Consider the following 16,991-nt stretch of genomic DNA (forward strand, 5'->3'; position numbering starts at 1 on the left):
TTCTACCTATACTATAATAACTTGCTGTTTGACTTGGGTATAGCGTTCTTACGCTTGGCAACAGGAAACCGGACTTTAATGTGTCACGCTTTCCGATTGAACTTTTTCTCTTTCACAAGACTAACCGCCGCCGCTGCGAAAAACAAGAAAATACCTCCCGTCAATAAAGCGAACACGGCATGTCCATGATAAACATTACGAACGATCCATCCATGAATAATACCATTCATAATCTGAGGTATCGTTATAAAGAAATTGAATATTCCCATATAAGTACCCATCTTTTCCGCAGGAAGACTATCAGAAAGAATGGCGTAAGGCATCGCCAATATACTCGCCCACGCTATTCCGATACCGATCATGGAAAAGACCATCATACCCGTATTATCCAATAAATAGAGAGAAACCAGACCAGCCCCTCCCAGACATAAACAGAAAGCATGGGTCATTTTCCGGCCTAAACGACGAGCGATCGGGATCAATAATAAAGCGAACAACATCGCCACAAAGTTATAGATACTGAACAACTCACCTACCTTGTCACCGGCCATCGCATACTCGGCAGAAGTCGGGTCTGTTGCCCCGTATACATGTTCCGCAATAGCGGGAGTAGAGTAAACCCACATCGAATACAAGGCGAACCATGCGAAAAACTGGCATAAACCTAACTGTAACATCACCTTTGGCATATGAAAGATATCACGCATAATCTCCATAAAACCATTGCTATCTCGTCTTTTTTCAATTAGCTCGCCACCGGAAAGCCTAAATTCGGCCATCTCCTCCGGAGAATATTCCTTCGTCTTGAAAATCGTCCATAGCACACTCGCTAGCAAGATCGCCGCGCCGGTATAAAAAGCGAACTTGACATTATCGGCAACCTCACCGGCAACAGCCGTATTGGATAAACCAAATACCTTATTCATAATACTCGGTAACAAAGAACCAACGACGGCACCGATACCGATCAAGAAAGTCTGGATAGAGAACCCGGTCGTATGCTGCTCATCAGGTAGCATATCCCCAACCAAAGCCCGGAAAGGTTCCATCGTCACATTGATGGAGGCATCCATAATCATCAGCATGCCCGCCCCTATCAATACGGGAGATAAAATTGCCGTTTCCGCTCCGGGCGACAAGAACAATCCCGCATTCGGCATCAATATCAAGGCGATAGTCGTAAAGATAGCTCCCACCAGGAAAAAAGGTCGCCGACGCCCTAAGCGGCACCACGTCTGATCGGAATAATGACCAATGATAGGTTGTATGATCATACCTGTCAGCGGAGCTGCCAACCAAAACAAGGATAGTTGTTCCACATCCGCCCCATAGGTTTGAAGTATTCTACTTGAGTTCGCGTTCTGGAGGGCAAAACCGAACTGGATGCCCAAGAAACCGAAGGTTAGATTCCATATTTGCCAAAAGCTCAAAAATGGTTTTGTTTTCATGAGAATTATGTTTTTAAGGTATTTATTTGTTTGACGGCAAACATACGGAATTATTCCGAGACAGGATATCGCGGCGATTCAAATTCATTCAAAGAAGTAAAGCAAACGTTTTCGGAACCCGCTTTTTAACGGGTAGTCTGTCTCACCACCAGATTGGTCTTGATAATCTTGCTCACGATACGATCTCCATCACGCACGCCCTTCAAGCGTTCTATCAACAGACGCATGGCAGAGGCTCCCAACTCATAACCGTGCTGGTCTACGGAGGTAAGCAAGGGGTCGCTAACCTCGGCCAAACTATTATTCGTAAATCCACAGATCGAGACCTCGTCGGGTATCTTCAATCCTTTGGCCTTGACAACATTCAAGACCCCGATAGCGGTCTCGTCATTCACGGCGAAAAACGCGTCCGGACGATTTGGCAAGGAGAGTAATTCCGGGGTCAGCCGGAGTGCTTCGGTATAATTATCACAAATCTTGATCAACTCTTTTTCTACCGGCAAGCCATTTTTACGCAAAGCATCCTCATACCCCATCCTCCGGTTATTCGAGATCGCTAAATGAGCAGGAGAGCCGAAAAAGGCGACCCGCCGGCAACCGCTATGAATCAGGTATTCCACGGCAGAGCAAACCCCGGCGTAATCATCAACCACGACCCGGTCTGTCAGGATACCCGTACATATACGATCGAAAAAAACAACAGGGATATCACTATCGATAAGTTCTTGAAAATGATCGTAAGTCGTCGTCGTCTTGGCAACAGAAGCCAAGACCCCGCAAACACGTGCCTCCAATAAAGCCTGAGCGCCCTTAACCTCTTTCTCGTACGTTTCGTTACTCTGGCAAATAATCACACGATATCCCCCTTTTTCCGCCTCATCCTCTATGCCGGACAAAACGGAAGAAAAGAAATAATGCACGATCTGCGGTAAAATAACCCCGATTGTCTTCGTATTATTCGTCCGCAAACTCAAGGCTAAGGCATTGGGCTTATATTTATGCTCTCGGGCGTAAGCGTTCACAATATTCTTGGTCTCTTGGCTGATATCCGGGTGGTCGGCCAAGGAGCGAGAGACTGTCGAGGGGGAAATACATAAAGCTTTCGCTATGTCTTTTATCGTGATCTGACGCTTTTTCATGGCTGTTTATTTTACAAGATCAAAGATATGTATTTAGACCATACAATGCAAACGTTTGCAAGAGTGCCTGTTGATTCATTTCTATCGGCAATAGGTGATGCTTGTATTTATAAACCATGCCTTAAAAACATGTTCTATAGCACATTTTCGTTAAATCAAGTTAAGCAAATGAGATTTCCAAACAAATTATTATGCTACATAACATAAAAGCCATATATTTGCATTGTGTTTTTCATGGTATTAGATTTAAGGTTAACAATGAAGATTGGCTGTCCGTGAGGATAGCCTTTTTTATTTCTTTCATTCAATAATACATATTGGATTTAATACCATTGCTGACATATAACAGCCCCTTCTTTCTTGTGATATAAATATTGTTTTCCCTAGCCAACCAGCCAATAGCCAAGGCTAGGTCTTCAATGCTCAAAGATAATTTACGGCTCAATTCCTGCGTAGATATCTCATTCACCTCATTTAGTGTATGCCATACTTTTCCCGCATTTACCCCGATTCTTCCCTTTTCCATAATCAAAATATTTTTCTAATAAACAAACTGTATTCTTTTTGTTTCCTCTTTCCTACAATTAGTATTCATTTGTAAAGTTCGCCCTTAAATTTTACAGAATCAATATCCATTCTTTTGTTTCTATGTTCTATTTTTATTATCTTGAATAATAAGTATTTATTAATACGTATATTTGAAACGAATTACCGATTAGATATGGAAAAGGAAATGCTCACATTCGATATCACGAACGATTTTATCGTCGGAGATCGTATCACAAAAGAGACGCTAAACAAATATAGCAAGCAGCCTCATAAGATAAAGGCCGGTTTGTTTCTCCTTTGTGTGGAAGGTTCCGTACAGGTTTCTATCAATCTAGCGAAGTATACGATTAGCAAATATGATTTCGTCACCTTGGTGCCCAGTAACTTTATCCAGTTTCACGAAATATCGGACGACGCACGTTTCTACTTCGCCGGATTCTCTTCGGAATTTATGACAAACATCAATTTCATAAAATCCACCATGAGTTTCCTTCCCGTCATTACGGAACATCCGGTCATGCCTTTGGAGGAACCTGTGGCCCAGTTATATATTGATGGATACCGTCTATTGATACGTGCGCAATCCTTACCCCCGTCTTATTCCATGGTCAATAAAAACCTGATCATCGCCTATCTCACGATATTTATGCAAGGGACGGCCGAGTTATATAAGAACCATAGCCATTGGACAAACGGAATCCGTACGCGAACCAATGAGATCTACCGTAAGTTCATCCAACTTGTAGTAGAGCATTATACCTCCGAGCACAGCGTCTCTTTTTACGCCGCTCAGCTAAACCTGTCGTTGCCCCATTTTTGTACGACTATCAAGAAAGCGATCGGGCTTACTCCCTTGGAAATCATATCTTCCGTTATCACGATGGACGCCAAGGCACAATTAAGATCGACAGATCTGACGGTGAAGGAGATCGCTTTCTCCTTAGGTTTTAACAATTTGTCCTTTTTCAATAAATACTTCAGGCAACATACGGGAATGACACCTCAAGAATACAGGAGGATGAAAATCCCCTCGAATACACAGACGGACACGCCTAAACAAAAGTAACCTCCCATCCGGCAATATCGGTATAAACGAAAAAAGGAAGCATGCCTTTATATGACATACTCCCTCTTTTCACTTATATAGACTAAATATGAGTTACCAGATAACCACCCGATCAGCCGGAGCCATATACATCGGGTCTCCCTCCTTAATACCAAAAGCGGCATAGAACGGGGCGATATTACGCAAGGCCGCGTTCACGCGCCATTTCCCCAATGAGTGCGGATCGATCTTGGTACGACGGCGAATCTCCTCCGGACGGATATTCTGCCCCCACAACGTAGCGTATCCCAAGAAGAAACGTTGCTCATTCGTGAAGCCATCAATCGGAGCCGGAGTCTCCTTGCCTTTCAGGCTATTCAAGTAAGCTTGGTGAGCGACCAACAAACCTCCGTGATCGGCGATATTCTCACCCAACGTGAAACGTCCGTTGGCATGAAGCGTATCTATCACGATAATCCGGTCATATTGATCGGCCAATTTATCAGCGCGTTCCGTGAAACGAGCTGCATCCTCGGCGGTCCACCAATCAATTAAATTACCATCCTTGTCGTAGTTACGTCCCTGGTCATCGAACCCGTGCGTCATCTCATGACCGATCACCACGCCGATAGCGCCATAGTTCACCGCATCGTCGGCATCCGGGTTAAAGAAAGGAGGCTGAAGGATGGCAGCCGGGAAACAGATCTCATTAGTTGTCGGATTGTAATAAGCGTTCACGGTCTGCGGGCTCATATGCCAGCGAGACTTATCCACCGGCTTATCCACGTCTGCCAACCGATAGGCCATATCAAAGATATTAGAACGGCGAACATTCGCCCAATAAGAATCGTTCTTGATCTCCAAGCCGCTATAATCACGCCATTTGTCCGGATAGCCTATCTTCACCGTGAAGGCGGCCAGTTTCTCTTGAGCCTTCGCTTTTGTCGTATCGCTCATCCATTCCAAGCCGTTGATCCGCTCACTCAAGGCGGTCTGCAAGTTGCCTACCAGCGTCAACATCTTTTCCTTGGAAGAAGCCGGGAAATATCTCTCCACATACATCTTGCCTACAGCCTCGCCCAACACTCCGTTTACCGTATTCAACGAACGTTTCCAACGAGGTTGTTGCTCCAGTTTACCGGACATTGTCTTTCCGTAGAACTCAAACTCGGCGTCTACGAAATCATCACTCAGGAAAGGAGCGGCGGCGTTCAATAAATTAAACGCCAAATAATATTTCTGCTCATCGACCGTCGTGTTCTGCAAAGCCTCGTTCATGTTTTTATAATAGTTGATCTGCTTCGCATCTAATTCTTTCAGCCCAGCCAATCCCATGGATTCAAAATATACATCCCAATCCAGCGGAGACTCTATTTTCTTGAAATCCTCGTAAGCCAGTTTATTGTAGTTCTTCTGGGAATCACGCAAATCCTCACGCCCGTAAGAAATCCCCGCGATAGCTTTCTCTATTTTCATCACGGCCTCTACCGCCGCATCCGCTTGCTCCGGGCTTGAGCCAGACAAGGTAAATAATTTATCTATATAAGCCTCGTAAGCTTCACGCATCTTAACGGAGGCCTCATCTTCCAACAAATAATAATCCCGATCGCCCATTCCAATACCGCCTTGATACAACTGGACGATGTTCATGGCACTGTTCTTCTCGTCCGCGTCTACGTATAACGCAAAAAACGGATCCATACCTTCCTTATGAAGTGTAGCTACCATTTTTGAGACATCCGATTTCGTAGCCAACGCATTGATCGCTGCCAGTTCTTCTTTGATAGGAGCCACACCTTCGGTGTTCAACTTCGTGCTATCCAACCCCATCGCATATAAAGCGCCGATCTTTTGGGCGACACTGCCCGCCTCATGAGGCGTGGTGCTAAGTTCCTCGATCAATACCCGGAGTTGCTCTTGGTTATTCTCTAGCAATTGGTCGAAAATTCCGAAACGAGCGTATTCCGGTTTCAAGGGATTATTCTTAATCCATCCACCACAAGCATATTCGTAAAAATCCGTACCTGCGGCAACCGTGGTATCCATATTCTCAGGATTAATAGCCGCAATCTTCACTACCTCTTTTTGGGGAGCATTGCAACTCGCCAAAGCGACTACCCCAGCCGCTAAAAACGGAAACATTTTTCTCTTTCTCATTTTGTTTAATCTTTTGCCTTTTGCCTTAAAAACTTCGCAAAGATACGATAAATGCGCTAATATCGTCCTATTATAAAGGTTACCGTATCAAAATAATTTCGGGAAAAACATGTAAATTTACGTCAGGTGCCGACGGAATTCGCCTTTATCGACAGGACATTTTATGTATATAACGTTTATTTATGATTAGCAACCGCAGGCATTTACGCCCAGTAGCGTTATCTATTCGCATAGAGAGAAGGCATGCCCTGTCGTAAATTAAAGGAGAAACCGGTTCTATTTTCGAGAATAAGTGTATCTTTGCCAATAAATCAATTATATCATGAAGAAACTAATAATCAGCGTTTGGGCATTCATCGCCCTTCCTTTATTCGCGCAACGAGACGCGAATATCCGCATTTATCCGGAACAAGGCAACCAACAAATCAGCAAACATATCTACGGGCAATTCGCCGAGCATCTGGGGAGTTGCATCTACGGAGGCTTATGGGTGGGGCCGGAATCTGATATTCCCAATACTCAAGGATATCGCACAGACGTATTAAACGCATTGAAAAAACTACAGATCCCGAACTTGCGTTGGCCGGGCGGTTGCTTCGCCGACGAATATCACTGGATGGATGGAATAGGCCCCAAAGAGAATCGCCCGAAAATGGTGAACAACAACTGGGGAGGAACGATCGAGGATAATAGCTTTGGGACCCATGAGTTCTTGAACCTATGCGAGTTATTGGGATGCGAGCCTTACATCAGCGGGAACGTAGGAAGCGGCACGGTCGAGGAAATGGCCAAATGGGTGGAATACATGACATCGGAAGGAGACAGCCCCATGGCTAACCTACGCCGGAAAAATGGCCGGGACAAGGCGTGGAAAGTCAAGTTCTTCGGCGTGGGAAACGAGAGCTGGGGATGCGGAGGCAGCATGCGCCCGGAGTATTACTCCGATCTTTACCGCCGCTACTCTACCTATTGCCGTAATTACGACGGTAATGTCTTGTTTAAGATAGCCAGTGGCGCCAGCGATTATGATTACAACTGGACCGAGACGCTGATGAAGCAAATCGGCGGACGTATGGACGGTATTTCCCTACATTATTACACGGTAGCGGGATGGAACGGCAGTAAAGGCTCTGCCACCGATTTCAATACGGAAGATTATTACTGGACTCTCGGGAAATGCCTTGAGATAGAGGATGTCATGAAAAAACATATCGCAATCATGGATAAATACGACCCGAAGAAAAACATCGCTCTCATGGTAGACGAGTGGGGTACTTGGTGGGACGTGGAGCCCGGAACAATCCCCGGACACCTGCACCAGCAGAACACGATGCGCGACGCTTTCGTGGCCGCTCTCACCCTGCACGTTTTCCACAAATACACGGATCGGGTGAAAATGGCCAATATTGCGCAGATTGTCAATGTGCTACAATCCATGATCCTCACGAAAGGCAAGGATATGGTGCTTACGCCTACCTACCACGTATTCGAGATGTACAAGGTTCACCAAGACGCTACATTCCTGCCGATGGACTTGATCTGCGATAAGGAGAAGGTACGGGATAACCGGGAAGTACCGGTCGTGAGCGCATCTGCCTCACGGGACTCACAAGGTAAAATCCATATCTCGTTGGCAAACATTGACCTCCAGCGGAGTGAGAACGTACATATCGACCTGCAAAACATGACGGTCAAGGGCGTGAAAGGGCGTATCCTGACATCATCTTCCATAAACGATCATAACACGTTTGAATCGCCGGAGAAAGTCAAGCCGGCAGTCTTCGGGGGAGCGAAGGTGGAAAAAGGAAAGTTAAGCGTCAGTTTGCCTCCCATGTCGATCGTCGTATTAGAAGTTTTATAAAAAGCACGTGCAAGGGCATGGCAATGTTTCTATAATTATTAACTTTGCCCGAAGAATAAACACATAAAAGAAACGAATCATGAAACCTACATTATTTGTATTAGCAGCCGGAATGGGTAGTCGCTATGGAGGATTAAAACAATTAGACGGTCTAGGCCCAAATGGTGAGACGATCATGGACTATTCCATCTTCGACGCTATCCGCGGAGGGTTCGGCAAACTCGTATTCGTCATCCGTAAATCTTTCGAGAAAGACTTCCGCGAGAAAATCATCTCAAAATACGAGAACCATATCCCGGTCGAGCTTGTATTCCAAGACTTGAACGATCTTCCGGAGGGTTTCACCTGCCCGGAAGGACGTGAGAAACCGTGGGGAACAAACCACGCCGTATTGATGGGCAAGAAGGTCATCAACGAGCCTTTCGCCGTAATCAACGCCGACGATTTCTACGGACGTGACAGCTTCGCCGTGTTAGGCAAGCAATTGTCTGAGATGGACGGCAAGAAGAATGATTACTGCATGATAGGCTACCGTGTAGGTAACACGTTAAGCGAGAGCGGCTCCGTAGCACGCGGCGTTTGCGCGACCAACGAGGAAGGTTATCTGACAGGCGTTGTCGAGCGCACCGCTATCGAGCGGATCGACGGAGATATCCAATTCATAGACGAGAACGGGAAGAAGGTCGTGCTGGAAGAAAATACGCCGGTCTCCATGAACATGTGGGGCTTCACTCCCGATTACTTCGAATATTCCGAGGAATTTTTCAAGGAGTTCCTGAAAGCGAACATGGGTAACTTGAAGAGCGAGTATTTCATCCCGTTGATGGTAAATAAACTGATCACGGAAGGTACGGCCCGCGTGAAAGTACTGGATACGACTTCCAAATGGTTTGGGGTAACTTACGCCGCGGACCGTCAAGGCGTTGTCGATAAGATACAGGCCTTGGTAGACGCAGGTGAGTATCCTAGCAAGTTATTCGGATAATCCTTTTTATAAGCTAATAAAAGCCGGGTCTTGAAGCAGATCCGGCTTTTTATTTATCTCGCAAGAAAGCAAAAAGGCCATATTCCTGTCTATTTGCCCGAAACAAGATGACTTATTTGACACACCTGTTTTCCCAGAAGACTCAACCAGAGATAAACCAAGGGTAAAAAGACGCATTTTACCACCGGTTTTCATGTAAAAGGCCACATTTTGCCACACGAAAGGCCGCATTGCCCAACGCAAAAGGTTGCGTTTGCCCATACGATAGGTCGTATCGGACGGTACATCCGGTAGTATCGGACGATGCATCCGGATGAAATGCCCCTTTCTTCCGGATAAAAACAGGTTTTCTACCGTATAAATGCGAACTAGGATGAATTAATTCAGCTAGAATAAAAGGTCGTTTTTCGATAAAGAGCTACCAAACAATCAGTTGCCAATCTTTTTTCTCGTATTTAAGCACAAGTCGCACAACGGGCCGGAGAAATCCATTCTCCGAGGCATCCCTTTACAAATTGTCAAAAAGACACTACCCGCTGTTCTGGGACATCAATCATATTCCTCATCCGTTACAGCCCGGAGTTGCACGGCATGATTCTCGATGGCATGCTCCGTAACGGTCATACACACGATAGAACTATCCGGTGTCGCCCCATTCCAATGACGTACATTGGGAGGAGTAACGATCACATCGCCTTTCCGGATCACACGTTTCTCGCCTCCTTCCTCTTGATAATACCCTTCGCCGTCTAGTACCAACAAGGTTTGCTCGGCATCCGGATGATAATGCCAGAAATTACGGCTGTTTGGCTTAAATATAAAATGAGCGATCATCGTATTACCGGATTCCTTTAGCAAAGACACATAGACCTCCCCCGTGTTATATTCCGGCGAAGCCTTTGTATCGGCCGGGAAAATCAAGGTTCCGGCAGTATCCACGCCTTGCTCCTTTTTCCCTTCCAGACAAGAACCGAGCAATAATAACACGGCAGACATCATGACCATGAGCCTCAAGAACCGGCCATAGGACGTACCATTCATACCTTCCTTCAAATTTGTCTTCATCTTTCTTACTTTTTTATTTATACGGCAAAATTATCTTATAGATGCCACAGCCTCTGTATATATATTACAGATGTTTGTAACGCTATTACGGTTTCCTACCAAAGAAATCGCGTTTAGACCTATTTCTTTAATAATAGATATCGATATTTATTCGTATTTTTGTCCATCTAAAACTAATAGAAACAAATATGAGACGGATTCTTACGATGTTGTTTGTCTCGGTATTCATCCTTTCGCTATGCCCGTCGCGTGCGCAAGAAACCGAGACATTGGTGCTGATTGATACGGATATGGGTAAGATCAAGGTAAAACTGTTCAACGACACGCCGTTGCACAGGGATAATTTTATCAAGAACGTAAAAGAACACCGCTACGACGGATTGCTGTTCCACCGGGTTATCAAGCAATTCATGATACAAGGAGGCGATATCAACTCGAAAGACGCTCCTTTAGACGTACATCTGGGCGATGGTGATCTGGGCTACACCATTCCCGCCGAGTTTGTATACCCGAAATATTTCCATAAACGGGGAGCGCTCTGTGCCGCACGTACCCCGGATGAGGAGAATCCCGAGAAAGTCTCATCCGCGACCCAGTTCTATATCGTGACCGGGAAGTTCTTTACGGAGATGGAGCTAGATAAGATGACCAAGGAGAAAGGCATCAAGTTTACGCCGGAGCAAAAAGAAGCTTATATGCTGGAAGGTGGAACACCTCATCTGGACGGGAACTATACGGTATTCGGAGAGGTCATACACGGCATGAAGGTTGTAGACAAGATACAATTCGTCGAGACGAATGCCGATGACAGACCGGTGAAGAACATCAAGATCAAGTCAATGAAAATCATAGAAAAATAAATATAAGATGGAAAATCAAGCAACCGACACGATGGTGCTTATGCGCACCAATAAAGGAGACATAAAGTTGAGATTATATAACGACACGCCATTACATCGCGACAACTTCATCAAATTGGTAAAAGAAGGACAATATAACGGCTTGTTGTTCCACCGTGTAATCAAGGATTTCATGATACAGGGAGGCGACGTAACCTCCAAGGACGCACCGATGAACAAGCCCCTAGGCGCAGGAGACTTGGGCTATACCGTTCCCGCCGAGTTCCGTTACCCGAAATATTTCCATAAGAAAGGCGCTCTTTGCGCCGCACGCACCGGAGACGAGGTGAACCCGGAAAAGGCCTCTTCCGCTTCACAATTCTATATCGTAACGGGGAAGAAATATTCGGAACAAGAGCTGAACCAGATGGAAAAACAACTGGAAAGCCGCCTGCGACAAGAGATCTTCGCCCGCCTGCAAAACGAGAACAAACCCAAGATCATGGAACTATATCGCAGCGGTAACAAGGAAGAATTGGCGATCCTTCGCGATACCCTGATCGGAAAGACCGAGTTGGAGGCCGAGAAACGGAAAGACGAGGTGAAATTAAACCCGGAACTTCGCGAGGCATACAAGAACATCGGCGGCACGCCATTCCTCGATAACCAGTACACGGTCTACGGCGAGGTGGTAGAAGGCATGGATACCATAGACGCTATCCAGTCTGCCAAGACCAACAAACAGGATCGCCCGACCGAGAATATTGTCATTAACTCCGTAGAGATCTTATAATGCGGCTATCGGTCTACAAGGAACATTATAAAGAAATCATCAAATTAGGAATCCCCATCATGCTCGGGCAGTTGGGGATTATTATTGTGGGATTCGCCGACAATATCATGGTCGGGCACCATAGCTCCACCGAGTTGGCGGCGGCTTCCTTCGTGAACAACTTCTTCAACCTAGCCTTCATCTTCGGAATGGGGTTCTCCTATGGCCTCACTCCTATCATTGGCGGGTTATATGCGAAGAAAGACACGGATAAAGCGGGCGAGACTTTGAAGAACAGCCTGTGCATCAATTTTATCGTCGGGGTATTGCTTAGCCTGTGCATGCTGCTGTTGCTGCTGAACCTAGACCAGCTAGGCCAACCGGACGAGTTGATACCGTATATCATCCCCTATTATACCTTGCAACTTTTCTCGGTGATATTCGCGATGTTGTTCAATTCCTTCAAGCAATTCAGCGACGGAACTACCGATACGCTAACGCCCATGTGGATCATGCTGAGCGCGAACGTATTAAATATCATCGGAAACTATATCTTGATTTACGGGCATTTCGGTGCTCCGGAATTGGGATTAACCGGTGCCGGCATCTCCACCCTGACGAGCCGCATCGTGATGTTTCTCGCTTTTTGCGTACTGTTCGCCCGCCATTCCAAGCACAAGGCTTACCTAGAGGGGTTTAAGAGAGGTTCCATAAACCGGACAAGCTTACGGAACTTGATCCGTCTCGGCCTTCCGGTCGGCCTGCAGATGGGAGTAGAAAGCGGCTCGTTCAATCTAAGCGTCATCATGATGGGATGGATCGGAAGCGCGGCTTTAGCGGCGCATCAGGTTATCGGCGTAATCACGACCTTGGGGTTTATGGTTTACTATGGGATAGCGGCAGCCGTAACCATCCGTGTCAGCCAGTTCAAGCAGTGGAACGACCTTCTGAACGTGCGCCGGACATCTTTCGCCGGATTACATATTATCATGCTCGCTATAATGGTAGTCATGCTCTTGATCTTCACGTTCCGGGATTCCATGGGATACTTGTTCACGTCGGAACCGGAAATTGTCAGTCTGGTAGCCTTGCTCGGTTGGTCGGCGATGCTCTATCAACCGGGAGACGGGTTGCAGATTCTCTTCGCCAATGCGCTCCGGGGAATGGCCGACGTGAGATATACGGCATGGATAGCCCTCCTGTGTCATTTCGGGCTGGCTCTGCCGATCGGGTATTTCTGCGGGTTCGTCTTAGGATGGGGACCGATCGGAGTCTGGTTCGGATTCCCGATAAGTCTAACCACTTTGGGCTTGTCGCTAAGTTATCGGTTCAACAGACTAACGAAGTCACCGACCTAATAAACTAACGGAGATTTACCGCGACTAATATCGAAAGACTCGCGAACACCAATTAATAAAGGAGCTAGCTTGAGAAAGATAATACATATCGACATGGATGCCTTTTATGCCTCGGTGGAACAACGAGACAACCCGGAGTTGCGAGGTAAACCCCTAGCGGTCGGGCATGCGGAGCAGCGAGGCGTGGTAGCCGCCGCCAGCTACGAGGCCCGGAAATACGGGGTACGCTCTGCCATGTCCTCCCAGAAAGCCAAACGCCTATGCCCCAACCTGATCTTCGTACATGGAAGGATGGACGTATATAAATCCATCTCACGCCAGATCCACGAGATCTTCCATGATTATACGGACATCATAGAACCCCTCTCCTTGGACGAGGCCTTCCTGGATGTCACCGACAACAAACAGGGGATCTCTCTCGCCGTAGATATCGCGAAAGAGATCAAGAGACGGATCCGGGAAAACTTGAGCCTGATAGCTTCGGCCGGGGTATCCTACAATAAATTCTTGGCGAAAATAGCCTCGGACTACCGGAAACCCGATGGATTATGCACGATCCACCCAAGCCAGGCACTCGAATTCATATCACGCCTCCCTATCGAGTCTTTTTGGGGAGTAGGTCCCGTAACGGCCCAGAAAATGCATACGCTTGGCATCCATAACGGATCGCAATTGCGGGAATGTTCCCTAGAGATGCTTACCCGTCAGTTCGGAAAGACGGGAATACTATATTATGAGTTTGCCAGAGGCATCGACAATCGTCCTGTAGAAGCGGTACGAATCCGGAAATCCGTGGGTTGCGAGCATACGTTGGAAAAAGATATTTCTCGCACGTCTTCCGTAATCATCGAGCTTTATCACGTGGCTACCGAACTGATCGGCAGGCTGGAACGCTCCGGATTCAAGGGAAATACATTGACCCTAAAGATCAAGTTCCACGATTTCAACCAGATCACGAGAAGCCTCAGCCGTCCGGAAGAGCTAACAACCCTAGACAAGATACTTCCTTTGGCCAAGGAATTGCTGAAAGAGGTAGAATACGCCGAGCACCCCATCCGCTTAATCGGCCTGTCCGTATCGAACCCCGTAAAAGAGGAACCACATACGAAAGACCGCTGGGAACAATTAAGTTTTGAGTTCAGCGACTGGAAATGACCCTCATCCTAGAAGGATAGTTTCATCATGAAACGCACGCCTTTTGTCTGGATACCCGGATGATCCTTATAAGTCAGACGCCATACGTAATCCAAACGCAAGAACTTGAAAATATTCTCGATACCGACACCCACCTCCATATAAGGGGTAGACGGATCCATCAAGTAGGAACCTTCCGGGAATAAGAACAAGCCCTCGTTTTGCCCGCTGATATACGGGTTATTCTTATCCGTCAAATGCCCGAACATCCCCCGGAAAGAAAAGACCTCCCTCCATTTCAACTTCTTGATAAGCGGTATACGGTTCAATAAGGCCCCATTCATGAAATAAGTGACATCCCACGAAGCGTACTCGTCGTTGATAAACTCCATAGCGTTCATATTCGTATAGGATTCCGGTTGTACCAGATACGACAAGTTAGCGTTCGGCAAGATCAACAAAGGATAAGGGGCCTTCGTCCATACCTTACCCGCTTTCGCGAGAATATCTACATAACCGAAGGCCGAGAACCAGAAACGTTTCTGGATACCTAGCTCCGTTTTCTGATAATCATACGAGCTGCCTAATACATCTTGGAAAGCCATCGTATGGTTCAACGTAAACACAGGAGCGTCTAGCGTAATCGGATAACGATAATTGCGGGTCTGGTAAAATTTCTCATTCGGGGCGAAACGGAGTTTGAACTCCACCTCCGACATCCGGTACGAGTCTGTAGCCGTAACCTGCCCGTCCGGGCCGATACGATCGAACGCAGCATAACCGGTTGAGTACTCCTTAAAATTACGAAGTACCGCTCCGTAAGCCCAACCGTTATAATGCTCGCGGTAATACGTCAGCTCCATATTCCTTAAATACGTGGCCCGCGTATCCTTCTGCCGTTTCAAGGCCAAGAACATATTATCCTTGTTGGTATACATATACTGTTGCCCCAACTGGTTTATATCATATAAGTACTCGAAACGGATCGAGTGCACGGGAAATTCCTTCCGGTAATCCTTCTTGTCGATGAAAGAATATTCTACGATTCCATCATATTTCAACTCTCGGTCTTTCGAGCCATAAGCCAGATAACCATCCAAGAAAAGACGCTTGCTAAAGGCTGTAGTCGTGGTTCCACCGACACGGAAACGAGCTCCCTCAATAGCGTTGCCACTTATATAAGTATTCATCGGGCCAAACTCAAACTTGCTTTTCTCCGGGACCTTATTTGTGGCGATATAACCGGAGGTAAGGATCGATACGACCTTCTCCGTCACATAGAAAATAGGTACGGAGCGAAGTTTCGCCATCAACAATTCCACGTTATTCTGCTTACGGGTTCCCGCTTCGGCAGGACGATTCTCCTCCCAGAAATCAGCCGAACGGCGATAAGCCTCCACCGGTATGATAATAGGCGCGCTCTCCTCGAATACCTTGGGATCGTCCGGAGCCTCAAACGCCTGATTCGAATAGATATTCAAGCGGCGGGCATACATTCCTTTCGATTTCTCCGTCAACTTGAAATCCACGTTGATATCATCCTTCGTGATGATACGGGTCCCATCCGGAGCACGATCGAAGGTTTGTTCGATCGTCATCCCGCCGACAAAGTTCAAGTTGATCTTTTTCGGGACATTCAGTTTAACCCTCTGCACGAAATAGGTAGAATCCAACGTGATAAAAAGATGCCCCGTGAAACCGAAAGTCTCCGGGGTAAACGGGGCGAAGCCGAGATCCACGCATTTCTGTCCGGCTACCATCACGGTATCTAACAAATAATATTTGTAGAAATTAGGCCCCATCGTAGACATGGGACTTACAAACCGGTTCAAGAACAAAGGGATATCATTTTGGAAGATGTTCACTTCCCGGAAGACCTCATTCAAGAATTGTTGCATACCGTCTCGCGAGAAGACCTCATCCACACCTGCCGCTTTTGTTGCCTGGACGACTCTCTTTTCCGTCTTCGGGTCTTTACGATAGTAAACGGTCTGGATCTTCTCTCGCTCGGACACTGGCAAGATCGTTTTTCCAATCTCCAGCGTATCAATAAAATCAGTCAAGAAGTCAAACTTTCCAACCTTTCCATCCTTCCTCGGCTTCGGCTGATAATCGTTCATGGCGAAGACCATCTTCTCATACTGATCGTACCGGAAATAATCGTGGTTACGGGGATCGTTACTTTCTCGACGCTCAATAGCCTTTTTGATAAAGGCAACCGCAGGATTATCCTTCTTCCGGTATTTCTCCTTCCCCGGCTTGATAACCACCTCCGACAAATTAATACTTGTCGGAACTAGCTGAATCTTCAAATGCTCCGCTTTTCCCGGAACAAATCTCAACTCTTTCTCCGTATAGCCCAGATAAGAGACCTGCAACGTACGAACCTTAGATGAAGAGGATAGCGTGAAAGCCCCGTCTAGATCTGTCGTAGCACCAATCGTAGTCCCTTTCAATAATACAGCCACATAAGGTAATGGCTCCCCCGTGATAGAATCGGTCACGACTCCTTTTATCATGTAGTTCTGGCTCCTCGCTACCCAAGCGAACGCCAATAAAAGCAATATAAAAACAATTCTCTTCCCCATCAGATCTGACACCTCATTAAACTCCGCAAAAGTACAACAGGATCATTTATA

Annotated in this window: 14 protein-coding genes; 7 read left to right on the forward strand and 7 right to left on the reverse strand. The window is 46.6% G+C overall.

What is annotated here, in order from left to right:
* Nucleotides 1-83: 83 nt before the first annotated feature.
* The 3 genes from Q0110_RS01305 to Q0110_RS01315 all read right to left on the reverse strand — a co-directional run bounded on the left by Q0110_RS01305 (nucleotide 84) and on the right by Q0110_RS01315 (nucleotide 3,113).
* Entirely contained in the window at nucleotides 84-1,448 is a 1,365-nt protein-coding gene (locus Q0110_RS01305) for an MFS transporter (protein WP_297901142.1), read from the reverse strand.
* 125 nt (nucleotides 1,449-1,573) lie between these two features.
* A complete protein-coding gene (locus tag Q0110_RS01310; RefSeq protein WP_297901145.1) occupies nucleotides 1,574-2,587 on the reverse strand; it encodes a LacI family DNA-binding transcriptional regulator in 1,014 nt (337 codons plus the stop codon).
* A 304-nt stretch (nucleotides 2,588-2,891) separates the two neighbouring features.
* Complete coding sequence (locus Q0110_RS01315) at nucleotides 2,892-3,113, reverse strand: winged helix-turn-helix domain-containing protein (RefSeq protein WP_297901148.1); 222 nt, start codon at nucleotides 3,111-3,113, stop codon at nucleotides 2,892-2,894.
* A 195-nt stretch (nucleotides 3,114-3,308) separates the two neighbouring features.
* Here Q0110_RS01315 and Q0110_RS01320 point away from each other — a divergent pair, with 195 nt between their 5' ends.
* Nucleotides 3,309-4,202, forward strand: coding sequence for a helix-turn-helix domain-containing protein (locus Q0110_RS01320; protein WP_297901151.1), 894 nt, complete (start codon nucleotides 3,309-3,311; stop codon nucleotides 4,200-4,202).
* A gap of 93 nt (nucleotides 4,203-4,295) precedes the next feature.
* Here the strand turns inward: Q0110_RS01320 and Q0110_RS01325 are convergent, their stop codons facing one another.
* A complete protein-coding gene (locus tag Q0110_RS01325) occupies nucleotides 4,296-6,338 on the reverse strand; it encodes a M13 family metallopeptidase (RefSeq protein ID WP_297901154.1) in 2,043 nt (680 codons plus the stop codon).
* A gap of 322 nt (nucleotides 6,339-6,660) precedes the next feature.
* Between Q0110_RS01325 and Q0110_RS01330 the strand changes: the two genes are divergently transcribed.
* Together Q0110_RS01330 and Q0110_RS01335 are read left to right on the forward strand one after the other, a co-directional pair.
* On the forward strand, nucleotides 6,661-8,199 hold the full coding sequence (locus Q0110_RS01330; protein ID WP_297901157.1) for an alpha-N-arabinofuranosidase: 1,539 nt from the start codon (nucleotides 6,661-6,663) through the stop codon (nucleotides 8,197-8,199).
* A gap of 79 nt (nucleotides 8,200-8,278) precedes the next feature.
* A complete protein-coding gene (locus Q0110_RS01335; RefSeq protein ID WP_297901159.1) occupies nucleotides 8,279-9,184 on the forward strand; it encodes a nucleotidyltransferase in 906 nt (301 codons plus the stop codon).
* Nucleotides 9,185-9,190: 6 nt separating this feature from the next.
* On the opposite strand, the gene Q0110_RS01340 is transcribed toward Q0110_RS01335, so the two are convergent.
* Nucleotides 9,191-9,493, reverse strand: coding sequence for a hypothetical protein (locus Q0110_RS01340; protein WP_297901162.1), 303 nt, complete (start codon nucleotides 9,491-9,493; stop codon nucleotides 9,191-9,193).
* 240 nt (nucleotides 9,494-9,733) lie between these two features.
* Entirely contained in the window at nucleotides 9,734-10,249 is a 516-nt protein-coding gene (locus tag Q0110_RS01345) for a cupin domain-containing protein (protein ID WP_297901165.1), read from the reverse strand.
* Nucleotides 10,250-10,437: 188 nt separating this feature from the next.
* Between Q0110_RS01345 and Q0110_RS01350 the strand changes: the two genes are divergently transcribed.
* From Q0110_RS01350 to dinB, 4 genes are all read left to right on the forward strand, one after another.
* Entirely contained in the window at nucleotides 10,438-11,109 is a 672-nt protein-coding gene (locus tag Q0110_RS01350; RefSeq protein WP_297901168.1) for a peptidylprolyl isomerase, read from the forward strand.
* Nucleotides 11,110-11,116: 7 nt separating this feature from the next.
* Nucleotides 11,117-11,881, forward strand: coding sequence for a peptidylprolyl isomerase (locus tag Q0110_RS01355; protein ID WP_297901171.1), 765 nt, complete (start codon nucleotides 11,117-11,119; stop codon nucleotides 11,879-11,881).
* Entirely contained in the window at nucleotides 11,881-13,218 is a 1,338-nt protein-coding gene (locus Q0110_RS01360) for an MATE family efflux transporter (RefSeq protein WP_297901175.1), read from the forward strand. Before Q0110_RS01355 ends, Q0110_RS01360 begins: the two co-directional genes overlap by 1 nt.
* Nucleotides 13,219-13,287: 69 nt before the next feature.
* Nucleotides 13,288-14,373 (forward strand): DNA polymerase IV, encoded by a 1,086-nt coding sequence (gene dinB / locus Q0110_RS01365; protein WP_297901178.1) that lies wholly within the window; start codon nucleotides 13,288-13,290, stop codon nucleotides 14,371-14,373.
* An 8-nt stretch (nucleotides 14,374-14,381) separates the two neighbouring features.
* Here the strand turns inward: dinB and Q0110_RS01370 are convergent, their stop codons facing one another.
* Complete coding sequence (locus Q0110_RS01370; protein WP_297901181.1) at nucleotides 14,382-16,940, reverse strand: DUF5686 and carboxypeptidase-like regulatory domain-containing protein; 2,559 nt, start codon at nucleotides 16,938-16,940, stop codon at nucleotides 14,382-14,384.
* Nucleotides 16,941-16,991 lie beyond the last annotated feature (51 nt).

Origin of the sequence: uncultured Parabacteroides sp., from assembly GCF_947855115.1 — a bacterium.
Classification (GTDB): domain Bacteria; phylum Bacteroidota; class Bacteroidia; order Bacteroidales; family Tannerellaceae; genus Parabacteroides.